Annotated in this window: 9 protein-coding genes; all 9 read left to right on the plus strand. The window is 66.1% G+C overall.

Annotated elements, in window-relative coordinates:
- Positions 1 to 55 precede the first annotated feature (55 nt).
- The 9 genes from ACIBI6_RS11000 to ACIBI6_RS11040 all read left to right on the plus strand — a co-directional run bounded on the left by ACIBI6_RS11000 (position 56) and on the right by ACIBI6_RS11040 (position 17,699).
- Positions 56 to 1,318 carry a cytochrome P450 gene (locus tag ACIBI6_RS11000; protein ID WP_396955884.1) on the plus strand — a complete coding sequence of 421 codons (1,263 nt, stop codon included), beginning with the start codon at positions 56 to 58 and terminating at the stop codon, positions 1,316 to 1,318.
- Positions 1,319 to 1,556: 238 nt separating this feature from the next.
- A complete protein-coding gene (locus tag ACIBI6_RS11005; RefSeq protein ID WP_364339493.1) occupies positions 1,557 to 2,489 on the plus strand; it encodes a LysR substrate-binding domain-containing protein in 933 nt (310 codons plus the stop codon).
- Between the two features lie 88 nt (positions 2,490 to 2,577).
- The gene (locus ACIBI6_RS11010; protein WP_396955885.1) at positions 2,578 to 4,254 is read left to right on the plus strand and encodes an AMP-dependent synthetase/ligase; all 1,677 of its coding nucleotides are present in this window, start codon (positions 2,578 to 2,580) and stop codon (positions 4,252 to 4,254) included.
- A gap of 50 nt (positions 4,255 to 4,304) precedes the next feature.
- Positions 4,305 to 5,555: an NAD(P)/FAD-dependent oxidoreductase gene (locus ACIBI6_RS11015; RefSeq protein WP_364339497.1), complete on the plus strand. Its 1,251-nt coding sequence runs from the start codon at positions 4,305 to 4,307 to the stop codon at positions 5,553 to 5,555.
- The gene (locus ACIBI6_RS11020) at positions 5,552 to 6,151 is read left to right on the plus strand and encodes an SGNH/GDSL hydrolase family protein (RefSeq protein ID WP_364339499.1); all 600 of its coding nucleotides are present in this window, start codon (positions 5,552 to 5,554) and stop codon (positions 6,149 to 6,151) included. The genes ACIBI6_RS11015 and ACIBI6_RS11020 overlap by 4 nt, the downstream gene beginning before the upstream one ends.
- 29 nt (positions 6,152 to 6,180) lie before the next feature.
- On the plus strand, positions 6,181 to 12,723 hold the full coding sequence (locus ACIBI6_RS11025; protein ID WP_396955886.1) for an SDR family NAD(P)-dependent oxidoreductase: 6,543 nt from the start codon (positions 6,181 to 6,183) through the stop codon (positions 12,721 to 12,723).
- Positions 12,720 to 15,035, plus strand: a complete 2,316-nt coding sequence (locus ACIBI6_RS11030) for a beta-ketoacyl synthase (protein ID WP_396955887.1) — start codon at positions 12,720 to 12,722, stop codon at positions 15,033 to 15,035. The genes ACIBI6_RS11025 and ACIBI6_RS11030 overlap by 4 nt, the downstream gene beginning before the upstream one ends.
- Positions 15,032 to 16,594 carry a PfaD family polyunsaturated fatty acid/polyketide biosynthesis protein gene (locus tag ACIBI6_RS11035; protein WP_396955888.1) on the plus strand — a complete coding sequence of 521 codons (1,563 nt, stop codon included), beginning with the start codon at positions 15,032 to 15,034 and terminating at the stop codon, positions 16,592 to 16,594. The genes ACIBI6_RS11030 and ACIBI6_RS11035 overlap by 4 nt, the downstream gene beginning before the upstream one ends.
- Positions 16,595 to 16,886: 292 nt before the next feature.
- The gene (locus ACIBI6_RS11040; protein ID WP_396955889.1) at positions 16,887 to 17,699 is read left to right on the plus strand and encodes an SDR family NAD(P)-dependent oxidoreductase; all 813 of its coding nucleotides are present in this window, start codon (positions 16,887 to 16,889) and stop codon (positions 17,697 to 17,699) included.
- The last annotated feature ends 102 nt before the right edge of the window (positions 17,700 to 17,801 follow it).

Below are 17,801 nucleotides of genomic sequence, written 5' to 3' on the forward strand. Positions count from 1 at the left end.
CGACCGGCCGCACCGCCAGTTCGGCGGTGCACCGCACAGAAGGGACCACCCTGAAATGTCGCATGCGAATACGGCGGTGGCGGAACAGGATTCCGCCATCCAGACCGCCATCGCTCAGCTATTCGGTCCGGAAGGCAGACCCGACCCGTACACACCCGCACGGGTCCTGCGCGAAGCGGGCCCGCTGCATCAGACCCCACTCGGCCACCACCTGCTGACCCGCTACGAGGACTGCGCGGCCGTGCTGTCGACCACCGCGTGGAGTCATGCGGAAGAGGCGGCGATGATGCACCCCACCGTGTCAGCGGAGGATGCGCCCGAGGAACTGCCGACTTCGTTTCTCTGGATGGAGCCGCCTGACCACACCCGGCTGCGCAATCTGGTGACCAAGGGCTTCACCCCGCGCATGGTGACCAGGCTGCGCCCGCGCATCGAGCAGCTGACCGAGGAACTCGTCGACAATGCCCTGGCGGCAGGCGAATTCGATCTCGTCGAGCTGATCGCCTACCCGCTCCCGCTGATCATCGCCTGCGAGTTGATCGGTGTGCCGCCGGAGGCCTACGAGCAGGTGCACCGGTGGTCCCAGGACTTGGCGCGCGGCTTCGATCACGACTACACGCTGCCCGAGGCGGCGCTGAAGGCCCGTAGCGCCGGTTCGCGCGGGTTCATGGGCTACTTCCGTGAGTTATTGAACCAGCGGCGCCACGATCCGAAGGACGACCTGCTGAGCGCGCTGTCGCAGGTCGAGGACCGCGGCGATGTGCTCACCGAACAGGAACTGCTGGCCACGTGCATCACTACCTTCGTCGCCGGACATGAGACCACCGCCAATCTGATCGGCACCGGCATGCTGCAGCTGATGCGCAATCCGGGCGAAATCGCCGCACTGCGCGCACGTCCCGAGCTGACCGCGTCCGCGCCGGACGAACTGCTGCGGCTGGAGCCGTCGGTGCAGATCACCACCCGCGCCGCCACCCGGCCGATCACCGTCGCGGGCCATGAGTTCGAAACCGGCGAAGGGGTTGTGGTGCTGATCAATTCGGCCAACCGCGACGATGCCGTGTTCCCCGATCCCGACCGGGTCGACGTGGCCAGGTATTCCGATCCGATGCGTCCGGCCAAGAAGCACCTCGGCTTCAGCCTCGGTATCCACTACTGTCTCGGCGCGCCCCTGGCACTGCTGGAAATGGAGGTGCTGCTCGACGTTCTGTTGCGCAAAGTGCGTGATATCGAACTACTTTCGGACGAACCGCCCTATAAGCCGAATGTGGTCATTCGCGGCCTGGAAGCCCTGCCGACGAGGTTCACCGCCAAGTGAGTTGTGCTCGGACCCGGTGTGATAGCACACCGGGTCCGCAGGTGAGATATTCGCTATTGTCTCGGCCCATCGTTTCGGGGATGCTGAATGGTCGCGGCCCGCGATAGCACACCCGCGCACGCACCGGGGTCAGTTCACCCGGCCGCAATGGTCTCGGCGATATCCGTCCGATCGCGGTTCATCCGCGGTTACCTGGCTCCGCTAACGTTTCGGGTACGCGGAATAAGGAGCCGGCGGCATGGAGTTCCGACATCTGGTCTCATTCATCACTATTGCCGAAGAGCTGCATTTCGGCCGCGCAGCGCAGCGCCTGCATCTCACGCAGCCCAGTCTCAGTGCCCAGCTGCAGAAGCTGGAGAAATCACTCGGCGTGCAACTGGTCGCACGTAACTCCCACGAGGTCAAACTGACCCCGGCGGGCCGAGAATTCGAGAGTCAAGCCCGCCTCATCGTCGCCCAGATGGACCGGGCCGCCCAGGTCGCCAAGGCGACCGCCGAGGGGCGCGCGGGCACCCTCAATATCGGTTACAACCTTCCGGCCAGCCGACATGTGCTGCCGGAGGCGCTAACCAGAATGACCGAACGGCATCCCGATATCGTGGTGTCGCTGTGGGAGAAGCGCACCGGCCCGCAGCTGGCGGCGCTGTCCGACGGCTCGCTCGACCTGGCGCTGGTGTACGGCCACCCGAGCACCCCGGACTTCGGGTACCGCCGATTGCTGCACCGGGTTCCACTGGTGGCTGTGGTCGGGCGCAGACACCGCTGGGCCGACCGGCCCGGCGTGCCCTTCGCGGAATTGGCCGGACAGGAGTGTGTGCTGTTCGCCCGCGAACAGTGTCCGGCCATGTACGACTCCATCTTCCGCGCGGCCGCGGACACCAGGATCAGCCTGGCCGTCGCGCATACCGCGGATGATCCCGGTGCCACCGCCCACGTGGTTTCGGTGCGTCCGTTCGTCGGATTCGCCTCGTTACCGCGCGCGATCTCGATGGGGATGGGTGCGCCGGGCAGTAGCTCGGTGGCGGTCAAACTATTCGATCCGGTGCCGACATTGGATTTGTACGCGGTGTGGCGTACGGATGAAACGAATCCGGCGGTTTCGTTTTTCCTGGAGTGCGTCGATTCCCCCGAACCGGCCCGTATAGATATTGCCCGTGCGCTCTCGGCCTGAGTGCTTCGATAGGCCATGACATTCGCGCGGTAGGAACCTCTGTATCGGCGGGGACGTAATTCATTGCCGCCGACCAGAATTCGACATTGTGAATACAGTGTCAGTGACCGAGAACGGAATCGACCTACCGGACGACGCGAGTTTGTACTCGGTGATTTCCGGTGCGGCCGCGGCACATCCGCAACGGCATTCGCTGTGCGGCGCGGACGGAACCCAACTCACCTGCGCCGAGGTGGACCGGCGGGCACGGGCGCTGGCCTCGGCGCTGGCCGGGCGTGGGGTGCGAGCCGGGGATCGGGTCGCGATCCTCGGCCGCACGAGTCTGGAGTGGGCGCTGCTGGATTGCGCGCTGCTCGCGCTCGGTGCGGCGGTCGTTCCGGTGTATCCGACCTCCTCGGCGGCGCAGATCGAGCACATCCTGCGCGATAGTGGCAGCGCGTATTTCGTCGGCGAGGACGAGTCCGATGCGGCGCGCCTGCGTGCCGCGGGTGCGGGCGAGGTCTGGACCTTCGCGCTGATCGCGGAGTGGACGGCGACCGAGATCGACGCCGATCTCGATGCCCGCATCGCCGCGGTGCACGCCGACGGCCTGGCCATGATCGTCTACACCAGCGGCACCACCGGTGTCTCCAAGGGGTGCCTGATCACGCACCGCAATATGTTCGTGTCCTCGGCCAATACCGTGCGGCAGACCGGCGCGCTCTTCGACGGCACGACCGTACTGGCGCTGCCGCTGTCGCATGTCTTCGGGCAGACCATCCTGTTCGCATGCTTATTCGGCGGCAGCCGCACCCATCTGCTGCCCGGTATCCCGGACCTGGTGCCGATGCTGCCGACGCTGCGGCCGACCTTCCTGGCGCTGATCCCCTACGGGCTGGAGAAGATTCGCAAGTACTGCCGCACCCTGCTCTCCGGCACCGAGGAGCAGGAAGCGGTGACGCGCGGCCTGGCATTGCTAGGTGACCAGGCGCCACCGGAGCCGTCCGACCATCCGGTGGCGGCCGCGCTCGGTGGGCAACTGCGCTACGTCATCTCCGGCGGCGCCTCGCTCGACGAATCGACGATCGGGTTCTACGCCGGATTCGGTGTGGTGCTGCTGAACTGCTACGGGCTCACCGAGGCGGCGACCGCCGTGACGGTCAGTGCCCCGGAAACCAACCGGCTCGGCACCGTGGGGCGGCCGATCCCCGGCACCTCGGTCGCCATTGCGGACGCCGACGGTGAGGTGCTGGTCGGCGGACCGCACGTCTCGCCGGGCTACTGGGGTGCGGCGGCGGACCAGGCCGTCGTCGACGGCGCAGGTTGGCTATACACCGGCGATCTCGGTGAACTCGATGCCGACGGCTATCTGCGGATCACCGGCCGTAAGAAGGAGATCCTGGTGACCTCCGGCGGCAAGAATGTCGCGCCCGCGCCGCTGGAGGACCGGGTGCGGCTGCATCCGCTGGTGAGCAACTGCATGGTGGTCGGTGACGGCCGCGATTACGTCACCGCGTTGGTGACGCTGGATCCGACACAGGTGCAGCGCTGGCGCCGTGACCATCCCGAAGGCGATCTCGAAGCTGCCGTGCAGTCCGCGGTCGACGATGCGAATTCCCTTGTCTCCCGCGCGGAATCGATCCGCGCATTCCGAATTGTGGGCGGCGACTTCACCGTCGACGACGGATTGCTCACCTCGTCTCGGAAGCTGCGCAGAGCCGCGATCGTCGCGGCCTACTCCACCGATATCGATTACCTCTACCCGGCACGCCAACCCGCGCAATAGGCGCGGTGCGATCTCGAAATCGAATTCGACTACCGGAAAGTGATGCGAACATGTACGACGTCATCGTTGTCGGAACTCGGGTTGCGGGTTCCCCGCTGGCCATGCTGCTCGCCAGGAAGGGTTACCGGGTCCTCGCCGTGGACCGCGCGACCTTCCCGAGCGACACCCCCTCGACCCACTACATCCACCAGACCGGACTCGGGTTGCTGCAGTCGTGGGGTTTGCTGGACCAGGTGGTGGCCTCCGGCTGCCCGCCGATCCGGCACCTGAACTTCTCTTACACCGACATCGTAATCAAGGGTTTCGCCGATGTGTCGGCCGACGGCATCGACGCCGTGTACTGCCCGCGCCGCACCGTGCTGGACAAGATCCTGGTCGACGCGGCCGGTAACGCCGGCGTCGAGGTGATCCACGGGTTCTCCGTCACCGAGTTGGTATTCGACGAGGATCGGGTGGTCGGCATTCGCGGGCGCGTCCGCGACGGCGCCGAACAGGAGTTCCGTGCCGGTCTGGTGATCGGCGCCGACGGATCGAATTCGACCGTGGCCAAGGCGGTCGGCACCGAGGTCTACGACGGCTCCCCGGCGGCGTGCTTCGTCTACTACTCCTACTACGACGGCGTCGACTGGGGTATGCAGCACCGCACCGGATTCGGTGAGCAGCAGTTCGCGGCGTGGCCGACCAATGACGGACTCTCGCTGGTCGCGGTGATGCGCAAACGGGACCGGTTCCGCGACTTCCGCACCGATCCGGATGCCGGCGTGCAGGAGATCGTCGACCAGATCGACCCGGAACTCGGTGCGCGCCTGCGGGATACCGGCAAGCGGGTCGAGCAGTTCCGGCCCATGCTCTACCCGGACAACTATCGTCGCCGCTCCTACGGACCCGGTTGGGCGCTGGTGGGGGACGCCGGTTACCACAAGGACCCGTTCACCGGCTGGGGCATTACCGATGCCTTCAAGTACGCCCAGCTGCTGGCCGCTCTGGTCGACGCGGGCCTGTCCGGCGCCCGGCCGCTCGATGCCGCGCTGGCCGAGTACCAGCTGCAGCGCGATGCGCAGAGCGCGAGCACTTATGAACTGACACAGAGCATTTCGGAGCTGTCGCTGACGCCCTACTACGATTCGGTATTCCGCGCGACCAGCTATGACGAGGACTACTCGAAGAAGTTCTTCGGAATGATCGCCGGAATCTACTCGCCGGACAAGTACTTCGGCGAGCAGGAGCTGACCGAGCTGTATGAGAAGGTCGACTTCCCGGTCGAAGCGCGGCATGTCACCAAGGACGGGGTGTCGGCGTGAGTGGATTAACAGCCCTGGGGGACAGCTTCGTCGAGGGTCGCGGCGACGCCACGGCCGGTGGCGGTTACCGCGGCTGGGTGCCCCGACTGGGCGGCCAGCTCGGTCTGCGACCCGCTGCCGTGCGCAACCTGGGAGCGCACGGTGCCACCACCAGCATTGTGCTCCAACAGCAACTGCGCCTGGCTGTTTCGGCGCGTTCGGGCCTCTTCGGTGTCGTCGTCGGCGTGAACGATCTGGTCAGCGATTTCGATCCGAATCGGTTCGAACGCAACCTCTGGACGCTGTTCGACACGCTAGGTAGCACTGGCGCAACGGTTTTCACGGCAAGCTACCCGGATATTCCGGCTCGGCTGCCGGTGCCGGAGGGCTTCCGCGCACTGCTGCGCGAACGGTTCGTCTTCGCCAATACCGTGCTGGCCGATGTCACCGCTCGAACCGGCACGCTGCTGCTGGATATCGCCGCGCAGTCCGAGTGGGAGCGGCCCGAAGTGTGGACCGCCGATGGTCTGCACCCGAGCTCCCTCGGTCACCACATGTTCGCCGCGGGTGCGGCCGAACTCATCGCATCGCGTACCGCGACCACCGTAGCCGCTTGATCTTTCCACCCGGTTCGAGAGGAACTTTCGTGACAGACGACAGACGCCTGGCGCGCAACCCGATCGCCATTGTCGGGATGTCCGGGCTGTTGCCCAACGCGCACAACCATCGAGAGTATTGGCAGAACATCGTCGACGGAGTGGACTGCACCACCGAGGTGCCCACCTCGCGCTGGAGCCTCGACGATTACTTCGACGCCGATCCGGACGCACCGGATAAGACCTACTCGCGTCGCGGTGCGTTTCTGCCCGATATCGACTTCGACCCACTGGAATTCGGGCTGCCACCCAATCAGCTCGAAGTCACCAGCACTATGCAGACGCTCAGCCTCGGAGTGGCGCGCGATCTGCTGATCGACGCGGGCGCGGTCGATTCCGCGTGGTACGACCCGGGCAAGACCGGCGTCGTGCTCGGTACCACCGGACCGGTGCCGCTGATGCATCCACTGGCGGCACGACTTTCGACACCGGTGTTGAAGGAGGCGGCGCGTTCGGTCGGGCTCTCCGATTCCGACGCCGATGCGATCGCCGATAAGTTCGTCGCGGCTTTCGCGCCGTGGGAAGCGAATTCGTTCCCGGGCCTGCTGGCCAATATCACCGCGGGTCGGGTCGCCAATCGGCTCGGTCTCGGCGGTATCAACTGCACCGTCGATGCGGCCTGTGCGGCATCGCTTGCCGCACTGCGGACGGCCGTTGCCGAACTGCAGGACGGCCGGGCCGACATGATGATCACCGGCGGTGTGGATACCGAGAACACCATCTTCATCTACATGTGCTTCAGCAAGGTGGGGGCGCTGTCGGCGAACGGGCGAATCAGCCCGTTCTCCTCCGACGCGAACGGCACCCTGCTCGGTGAGGGCATTACGATGCTCGCCCTGCGGCGGCTGGAAGACGCACGTCGCGACGGCAATCGGATCTACGCCGTCATCCGCGGTCTGGGTTCCTCCAGTGACGGCCGGGCGAAGAGCATCTACGCGCCACGTGCGGGCGGGCAGCGCGTCGCCCTCGATCGGGCTTATGCCGATGCGGATTGCTCACCGGCGGATGTCGCGCTCATCGAGGCGCATGCGACCGGCACACCGGTCGGGGACAAGACCGAGCTCACCGCCCTGAAATCGCTGCTGTCGGACGCGACTTCGGAGTCCCGCTTCGCAGCGCTTGGCAGTGTGAAGTCGCAGATCGGGCACACCAAGGGTGCGGCGGGCACCGCCTCGGTCATGAAGTTGGCGCTCGCACTGCATCAGAAGGTGTTGCCGGGCACCATCAATGTGGACGCACCCAATGCGGAGATCATGCCGGACGACGCGCCCTATTACGTGAATACCCGGACGCGGCCGTGGATCCGGGATCCGCAGCGGCCGGTGCGTCGGGCGGCGGCGTCGGCATTCGGGTTCGGTGGCACCAACTTCCACGTCGTGTTGGAGGAAGCCGACTCGGCTCGCACCGAACCGGTATTGCATCGCACCGCGCGGGCGCATCTGTGGCATGCGCCCGATGTGGCTGGGTTGATTGATGCGGTTCGAAGCGTGGATGGCGTTGACGGCGGCGATATTCCGGAGGACCACGCACGCATCGGATTCGTCTCGGTGGACGATGAGAATGCGGCGCACCTGCGGGCGCTGGCGGTGGACGAACTGGTGCGCAACCCCGAGGCCGTGACGTGGGATCACCCGGAGGGCGTTTACTTCCGGGCCGCCGCACTGCCGGAGCGCAAGATCGGTGCGCTGTTCGCTGGACAGGGCAGTCAGTACGTCGATATGGGAGCGGATGCGGCGCTGAGCAATCCGGCGGTCGGCGCGGCCTTCGATGCGGCCAATATCGCATTCGCCGAAGCGTCGGTGCGACTGTCTTCGGTGGTGTTTCCGCCGCCCGCTTTCGACGAGGAGGCGACGTCGGAACAGGAAAAGTCTTTGCGCCGAACCGAATTCGCGCAACCTGCGATCGGGGCCCTGTCGGCGGGACAGTTCCGGGCGCTGGCGGAGTGCGGGTTGCGTGCCGACGGATATCTGGGGCACAGCTTCGGTGAACTCACCGCGCTGTGGGCTTCAGGTGCGATCGGGACCGCGGACTTCTTCGCCCTGGCTCGGGCGCGCGGTGCGGCGATGACACCGGCAGCCGGTGTCGAGGCCGGGACCATGGTGGCGCTCGGCGCGTCGAGGGATATCGCCGAGGAACTGCTCGCCGGCGTCGACGATGTGTGGATCTGCAACCATAATGCGCCCGATCAGGTCGTTGTCGGCGGCGGCCCGGGTGGGATCGCCGCCGTAGTCGAGCGGGCCGGCGCGCGTGGGGTGGCGACGCGGGCACTGCCGGTGTCGGGTGCGTTCCACACGCCGTATGTGGCGCATGCGGTGGACGCGTTCGCCGGCGCGACCGCGGCGGTGACGATCGGTGCGCCCGACGCGCCGGTCTATGCGAATACCCCTGATGTCCGCTATGGCGGCGATGTCGCGGCCAATCGCGCGCTGCTCACCGGACAGCTCAGTAAGCCGGTCGAATTCGTCGCCGCGCTGACCGCGATGCGTGCCGATGGCTGCACGGTATTCGTGGAATTCGGGCCGAAGCAGGTGCTGACCTCATTGGTGCGGCGCACCCTCGGCGACGATGTCATCGCCATCCCGACCGATTCCGGTCCCATCGGCAATAGCGATCTCGCGCTGGTAAGGGCGGCGGTGCGGCTCGCCGTGCTCGGCTTCGGCCTGCACGGCATCAATCGGCATGCCGCGCCGATGCCTGCGCCGCGCACCTCGAATCGTGCGATGACCGTGACGATCTCGGCCCCCGAGTATGTGCCCGAGAGTCGGCGTGCGGCGTACGCGGCCGCACTCGATGACGGTTATCGCGTCGGTGTGGCCGCACCGACTCCCGTCGACACCGTGGTCGATCCCCAGCCCGAAACGCTGCCTGTGGCAGCGACGTTCGCCGAACCTACGGAGACGACTGTGTATCAGCCCTACGAGTCGGACGCGCTCGACAGTGCGCTCGTGCAGCACCTACAGACCCACCGTCAGTTCCTCGACGGTCAGCTGGATATGGCCCGCGGCCTGGCCGGTGCGCTGGGCGGCGGGTCGCTCGATGAGGCGACCTTGCGTGCGATCGAAGCCGTGAAGGATCACGGCGTGGCGATCAGTGAAAGTCATTCGCGGGCAAGTGAAGTGCTCGCGCAGCTGGCGGAGCTGGAGAGTGGATTCTCGCCTGTTGCGCGGACGGCGGCCGTGACGCGGCGGGTGGAGTCCACTCGGCAGGCGGCGATCGAATCGGCACCTGAGCGGCGGCCGTTGGTTTCGGGGGAGGTGGATATATCGGGTGCTGCCGAAACCGATGCGGCGCATTCGGGGGTTTCCACCAACGGTGGACCGGTTGCTCCGAGGTTCAACGGTGGCACTTCCGCCGCTCCCGAATTCAACCGTGGCGCTGCTACCGAGTTGCGGGCCAATAGTGGCTCGGTTGCTACGGCGGCAGGGAATGGCGCGTCCGGCGCGGCATCCAGCTCTCAGGCATCCGCCGACGCACTGCTGAGCGCGTTGCGTGAGGTAGTTGCCGAGAAGACCGGGTATCCGGTCGAAATGGTGGATCCGTCGATGGATCTGGAGGCCGATCTCGGGGTGGATTCGATCAAGCGGGTTCAGGTGATCGGTGCGCTGCAGGAGCTGTTCCCGCAGCTGCCGAATCTCGGGCCGGAGCAGTTGGGGACGTTGCGCACGCTCGATCAGATCGCGAGTTTGTTGGGTGAGAGTGGGGCGGCATCAGGGGCCCCGGGTGCACCCACGGCTGCTGGCGGAGTTGCTGCGGTGGCCGCGCCTACGGTTGGTGCCGGAACTGGTGCTACGGCCGCCCCCACGGTTGGTGCCGCGGCTGCTGGGGTGGCTGCACCTACGGTTGGTGCCGGAATTGGTGGCACAGCCGCAGCCACGGTCGGTGCCGGAGCTGCTACGGCGGCCGCAGCTACGGCTGGTGCCGCGGCGGCCGCACCCACGGGTGACGACCTGCGGATCGCGTTGCGTGAGGTCGTTGCCGAGAAGACCGGGTATCCGGTCGAAATGGTGGATCCGTCGATGGATCTGGAGGCCGATCTCGGGGTGGATTCGATCAAGCGAGTCCAGGTGATCGGCGCGCTGCAGGAACGGTTTCCGGAGTTACCCAGCCTCGGTCCGGAGCAGCTTGGCACGCTACGCACAGTGGATCAGATTGTCGACGAACTCGCGGCGTCGGTGGGTGGTGATGTCCACCCAAAAGCTGAGGCCGCGGCCGAAACGCCGCGGTATACCGTCGAACTGATCACCCTGCCGTCGCTGGACCGGGCCGTTGCCCCGTATCGCGAGGGCGCTGCGGTCGCGCTGGTCGACCTCACCGGCCAGGCGGATGCGGACTGCGCCGCCATCGAATCCGTGCTCACCGAGCAGGGATGGTCGGTGCATCGGACGGATTCGGCAGGCTTATCGGATCTCGATTCCGTCGATATCTGCCTCGCGGTGCTGAGCTGTGAGTTCGCCGATTGGGAGGCCGCGCAGCGATGGCTCGGCGCAGCGGTGCTGACCGCCGGTCACGCGGTGCCACGCTTGGCGAAGACCGATAATCGGGCGGCCTTCGTCACGGTTACCCGGATCGACGGTCACCTCGGCTTCCTCGGCACGGCGGGTCCGATCGCCGCCTTGCTCGGCGGTGTCGGTGGTGTGGTGAAAACCCTTGCGGCCGAACAACCCGAGCTGTTCTGCCGGGCGCTCGACATCGACCCGGAAATCACACCGGCCCGACTGGCCGAGCTGGTCACCGCGGAGTTGCACGATGCCGCGCGTGACACGCTCGAGGTCGGTATCGATGCGGCGCAGCAGCGGCGGACGCTTGTGCCGAGTGCACATGCGCCCGCCCGTTCGGTCACCATCGTGCATTCGAGTGACGAGCAAGGGCCGAGTGTGCTTACGGCACAGGATGTTCTGCTCGTCACCGGCGGTGCGCGCGGCGTCACCGCCACATGTGTCCGGGCGCTGGCACTGCACAGCGAGGCGCGCTTCGTGCTCGTCGGCCGTTCCGAGCTGACACCTGAACCAGACTGGGCTGCAAACGTTTCCGACGCCGAACTCAAGTCCGCGGCGGTGCGTGCACTGGTCGGCACCGGAGCAAAGCCACGGGATATCGAGCGTGCGTGCGCGCAGGTACGGGCCGCCCGCGAAATCAGCGAAACTCTGGCCGAATTGGGTTCGCGGGCGGAGTATCTGGCCGTCGACGCCACCGATGAAGCGGCGGTGCGCACCGCACTCGCACCGTGGCACGACACCATAACCGGCGTTGTGCATGGGGCAGGTGTGCTGGCGGACTCCATGCTCACCGATAAGACGGCCGAATCCATTCAGCGGGTGCTGGATCCCAAGATCTCCGGGCTGGCCATTGTGCTGGCCGCGCTCGGCGAACTACGGCATCTAGTGCTGTTCACCTCGGTGGCCGGACTGTTCGGTAATGCGGGTCAGGCCGATTACGCGACCGCGAACGAGGCACTGTCCCGATTCGCGGTGAGCTATCGGCGACGCCATCCCGACTGCCACGTCACCGCCATCGACTGGGGCGCCTGGGACGGCGGCATGGTGACGCCCGAACTGCGCGAACATTTCCACGCTCGCGGCATCGCCCTGCTGGACCCCCAGACGGGCGCGACGGCCTTCACCGAGCAGTTCACGGCGGACCGGCGCGACGACGCCGTGGTTCTCATCGGTCCGGCCGAAAGCCTTACCGGTGATACGACAGTGCATCCACCCGCGGCCAAGGCCCGGCGGATCATCACCGGGCTCACCGACGATCCGATTATCCAGGCGCACCGAATCGGCGAACATATCGTGCTGCCAGCCACTTTTGGTATCGGCGCGATGGTGAATCTGGCCGAGCGCAGCTTGCCCGGTCGAACGGTTATCGGTGCCAGGGATTTCCAGGTCCTCAAGGGAATCGTGTTCGACCATCCGATGGATGAACTCGAACTCGAACTCGTGCCGGCCGAGTCGGTCGATGGCGTGGTGCTGGTCGAGGCGACTGTCCGCAGTGGCGATGCGCTGCACTTCCGGGCGACGCTGCTGCTGGCTGCCGAACCAGATCAGCCACCGACCAAGGCGATCCCGACCGGATCGGTCAGCGACGCCAATATCTACCGCGATGCCATCCAATTCCACGCACCGGCCCTCCAGGGCCTGCGCACGGTACTGGCGGCGTCGGACGAGGCGATCGTCTTCCATTGCGCGTTGCCCGCCGCGAGCGTGGCCGACGGAGCCTACGGCGGCCGCCTGCACGATCCGGTCCTCGCCGACCTGATCCTGCAGGGACCGCCGGTACTCGGCTACCGACTCCTCGGGGCAGCCTGTCTGCCATTGGGTGTCGGCCGCGTGGACTACTACCGGCAGTTGCCCACGGACGAGCCGTTCCTGCTCACCGTGGACAACCCACGGACCAGCAGCTTCGACGTCCGGATCGACGCCACCGCTACGACATCGGATGGAACAGTGTTGCAACGCTTCTCGGACGTCACCGTGGTGACGACGCCGGATTTGACCGCGAAATTCCAGGCTTCGGTGCGGGGGTGGTTGTCATGACGGCTATCGAGTTCGACGGGGTGCCTTTCGATCCGATCGGCACTGTCTCGGCCAGGGGCACGGCGACGGCGGTCCATGAGAGCCCTGCGGTCCACGGAAGCCGGGCGGTCCACGCGAGTTCGGCGGTGGACGCGAGTTCGGCGGTGGACGCGAGTTCGGCGGTGCAGGGGAGTTCGGCGGTGCAGGGGAGTTCGGCGGTGCAGGGGAGTTCGGCGGTGCACGGGAGTTCGGCGGTGCACGGGAGTTCGGCGGTGCACGGGAGTTCGGCGGTGCACGGGAGTTCAGCGGTGCACGGGAGTTCAGCGGTGCAGGGGAGCTCAGCGGTGCACGGGAGTTCGGCGGTGCAGGGAAGTTCGGCGGAGCACAGGAGCGCAGCGGTGCACGAAAAACCCCCGGTACACGAGATCCTGGCCGCGCACCGAACATCTGCGGAGCGTGAAACGCCAAGGGGGCATGAAACGCCTGCGGTGCGAGAAGTTGCAACCTCGACTGGTGTGGCAAAGGCACGTCCGCAGGCTCCGGGACCTCTCACCGAGATCCGCTCGGGCGTCGTGGCCGCCCACCGCGCCGCGCTCACCGCTCAGGTCGCACTGCAACGGGCGATATGGCACCGGACGGTGCACCCTCAGGGCCCGGCGACGGATAAGGGGCACAGTGGCCCGTCCATCTCCGCCGCAACCATCGCTGCCGCACCGGAGTGTGCATTCAAGCCGCTGGCCCGCACCGCCCGCACCAGCCTCGATCGAGCGGCACTGGTACGCCTCACCCAGGGCGATGTCACCGGTGTGTTCGGATATCGTCGCTCCGGCGTCGAGTCCGTGGCACGACTCGCGGCGGCAGGCCCCTTGGTCCTCACCGAGGTCGTAACCGTCGAACTGCGCGGCGGCACCGGAAACGGCCGTGTGGTAGCGCGTTTCGACGGCGATACACGAGCGGCCGCAGTACAGGCGGCGGAGGTATTCGCACTGTTTACCGGCATGCAGCTGTACCTCTCGCGGAGCACGTTTGTCAGTGCTCCGGGTATCGGCGAAAGCGACACTAGCACAGTCGAATTCACTGTCACAGAAATCGACCTGGTGCCCCGGCCGCATGTCACCGGCACCGCGACCATCGCGGGTTCCGCTCCGCTACAGGTCACCGTGACGGTGGCCGAACCGGCAGGCACGGGCGTCGGCCCCGGTGCGGCGGTACCGGGTCTATTGCTCAATGAATTCCACATGTCCCACCTCGCCCGCGGCGATCAAACCATCGCCATGGGCCCCGAATTCGGTGAATACACCGGTGTCCGAGCAACCCGTCTGCCGACGGGCGGGTTGCTCCTGGTCGACCGTGTCCTCGAATTCGACGGTGCCCGAGGCAAATTGGATGGCGCGACGTACCGCACGGAATACGACTCACCCGCCGATTCCTGGTACTACGGCGATACCGCGAATGAATCCATGCCGCATTTCGTGTACATGGAGACCTCGCTGCAAGCGGCACTGCTGATGGGTTACTACGCCGGTCCCACTCTCACTCAGCCGGGTGTCACCCTGAGCCTGCGCAACCTCGGCGGCACGGCAACCGTCCTGCGCCGGGTAGATCTGCGGGACAAGACGATCGAGCAGACATCGCGCCTGCTGTCTACGACGATCCTGCCCGGCTCGTCACTGCAGAACTTCGACTACACGCTGAGCGTGGACGGAGAACCCTTCTACACCGGCGAGACCATGTTCGGGTACTTCAGCGACGAAGCGCTGGCGAACCAAACCGGCCTCGACGCCGGGCGCTCGGTACCGACCTGGCTGGATGAGCATCCGCAAGCAACCCGGACCATCGATGTCGCGGCTCGCCGAGCGGATCCGAACGCGGCGTTGTGCGCCCGGCGCACCCTGGCACTGATCGACCGCATCGACGTAGTCGATGATGGCGGGAAATACAGTGCGGGATATCTGCATTCGCTGCGCGAAATCAACCCGTCGGACTGGTATTTCGCCCGGCACTTCCACCTGGACCCGGTGATCCCGGGATCGCTGGGGGTGGAATCGGTCATCCACGCTATCCAAGAGTGGATGCTCGACGCCGGATACGCAGACACGATCGCCGATCCCGTCTTCCGCATCCCCAGCGATATCGCCTTCAGCTGGCGCTACCGCGGCCAATTCCTGCCGACCGACGCAACGGTGCGGCTCGAGGCGCACATCAAGGAAATCCGCAGGGGCGCAAACGGTGTCACCGTCATTGCGGACGGTTCGCTGTGGAAGCCAGGTCTGCGCATCTACGAACTCATCGACCTGGCGGTCGAACTCGGTGAGCGAGAGGAGCGGCCGTGACCGTATCGTCGACCAGCGTCGTCGCGGAAAGCGCTGACGACATCATGTCCGTACTACTCGATGTGCGGCAACCGTGCTGGATCGTGCGGCACGACGGCCGAGTGGGAGCCACATCCGATGCGGCGGTCGCGGCCCGATCGCAGGTGCTCACCGCGGTCGCACCACTGCCACCGGAGTCGCTCGGGGACAGGCAGTTCCACGCGACCCACGGCGTGCGCGCGGCATACGCGGCAGGTGCGATGGCCAATGGCATCGCCGCACCGGCCTTGGTTGCGGCGATGGCGCGTGCGGGCTACCTGGCGTCATATGGTGCGGCCGGGGTGACGCCTCCGGCCGTGGATGTGGCACTGTCGGAACTCAGTGCGCTGGGAAAACCGTTTGCCTGCAACCTGATTCACAGTCCGTCCGAACCGGCGCTGGAGCGCGCCATCGTCGATTCCTGCCTGCGCCACCGCGTACGTTGCGTCGAGGCCTCGGCATTCATGAGCCTGACCACCGAGGTCGTGCGATACCGAGCGGCGGGCCTCGGCATCGATCGGCACGGCCGGATCGAGGTACGCAATCGCCTGATAGCCAAGGTGTCCCGAGTCGAGGTCGCGGAACCCTTCCTACGGCCGGCACCTGTCGCACTGCTGCGCCGACTGGTCGAATCCGGTGATCTCACATCGGAACAGGCTCGCCTGGCCGAGCTTGTGCCGATGGCCGACGACATCACCGCGGAAGCGGATTCCGGTGGCCACACCGACCGCAGACCTCTGCTCGTGCTGTTTCCGGAACTTGTCGCCGCACGCGATCGAATTGCCACCGCCGTCCCCGCAGCGGCGGCGGTACGGATCGGCGCCGCAGGCGGCATCGGCACACCCGCCGCCGCAGCAGCGGCCTTCGCACTCGGTGCCGCATATGTGGTGACCGGCTCGATCAACCAGGCCACCCGCGAAGCCGCCCAATGCGAAACAACCAAACAACTACTGGCCCAAGCGGATTTCGCCGACTGCACAATGGCACCGTCCTCCGACATGTTCGAACTCGGTGTGCAGGTCCAGGTCCTGCGTCGAGGCACCATGTTCGCCGCCCGCGCCCAACGCCTGTACGACACCTACCGCGCCCACACCGGATTGGACGACATCCCCACCGACCTACGCCGCGATCTTGAGGGCGCCCTCTTCCGCCGCCCACTCGAAACGGTCTGGCAGGACTGCGTCACCTATTTCACCGAACGCGACCCCGGCCAACTGATCGGCGCAGACGAAGATCCAAAACGCAAGATGGCCTTGGTATTCCGGTGGTATCTCGGCTTGTCCTCCGGCTGGAGCATCCGTGGCGAAGCCGACCGCGCTACCGACTACCAGGTATGGTGCGGACCAGCCATGGGCGGCTTCAACAACTGGGTAGCCGGAACCTACCTCGCCGGCCTCAACAACCGTCACGTAGCCGATATCGCCGATCAGATGATGCTGGGCGCCGCCTACCTCACCCGAATCGCCCAACTCCGGACCGCGGGCGCACGCCTACCAGCCGAATGCGCCCGCTTCCTGCCGCAACCTATGCAGCAGCGCTGACCAGCGCAACGAGCGCGTCCTCCGAATGATCCGCGTCGGACTCGGAATCACCACGGTCGCGGTGTATTTCGAGTCCGACGCCGAGGGGGCACGTCCCGGCTGCTCGCCCTATCCACACCACAGCGGATGGTAGCTAGCGCAACCGCAATCCCGACATTGTCGGTCTCCGGTTGGGCATCACAGTGCCCGTGCGGCACTTCGCCATGTTTGCGCAACGAAAGGTTGCGTGTTTCTGATCCTCATGGCAGAGTAATGCGCAACAGATGGTTGCGTATTGGAGGTCTGATCAGATATGAGTGGATTGCTGCTCGAAGATAAGTGCGCTGTGATCTATGGAGGCGGGGGTGCTATCGGCGGCGCTACCGCACGGGTATTCGCGCGGGAAGGCGCGAGGGTCTTCATCGCCGGGCGGACGCAGGCGAAGCTCGACGCCGTCGCGCGCGATATCGCCGCCACGGGCGGAAAAGTCGAGACCGCACAAGTTGACGTCTTCGATCAGCAGGCGGTCGAAAAGCACGCCGATGCGATCGCGGCGACGGCCGGCAACATCGACATCGCCCTCAACGCCGTGAGTGTCATGCACGACCAGGGGACATTGCTCGCGGACCTCTCGCTGGAGGAGTTCATGCGGCCGATCGACGGCTTTCTGCGGACGCTGTTCATCACAAGCAAGGCTGTGGCACGGCACATGGGTCGCGAGCGTCCTGGCGTCATCCTGACTTTGTCCGAGCCGGGTTCCAAGCTGGCTGTAGGCGGCATCTTGGGGCACAGCGTGAGCGCGGCCGGCAAGGAGGCCTTCTCGCGGAACCTGGCCGCGGAGCTGGCACCCAGCAACATCCGGGTCATCGGCATCCGTCCACACGCTGTCGTCGATGCGCCGGCAGCGGGTTCCTACACCAAGGATCTCTTCGAACAAACCGCGGCAGCGGCCGGGCTGTCGGTCCAGGAATTGCTCGAAGGCGGGGCGATGGCGCAGGGGACGCTACTGAAAAGGCTGCCTACGCTGTCTGATATTGCGGAGACGGCCGCGTTCCTGGCTTCAGATCGAGCTGGAGCCATGACTGGAGCAATCGCCAATCTGTCCGGCGGCGCACTTGTCGACTGAGTTTCGGTTTCGAGGTGCAGACGGAGTCGGCATGGCCCGGGAGGCGCGCCTGAGCCTGGCACAACATCGACACCGGCGCTCGCGGTGACACCACGGTTCTTC

The sequence above is a fragment of the Nocardia sp. NPDC050412 genome (assembly GCF_044458825.1).
In the GTDB taxonomy this organism is placed as follows: Bacteria; Actinomycetota; Actinomycetes; order Mycobacteriales; family Mycobacteriaceae; genus Nocardia.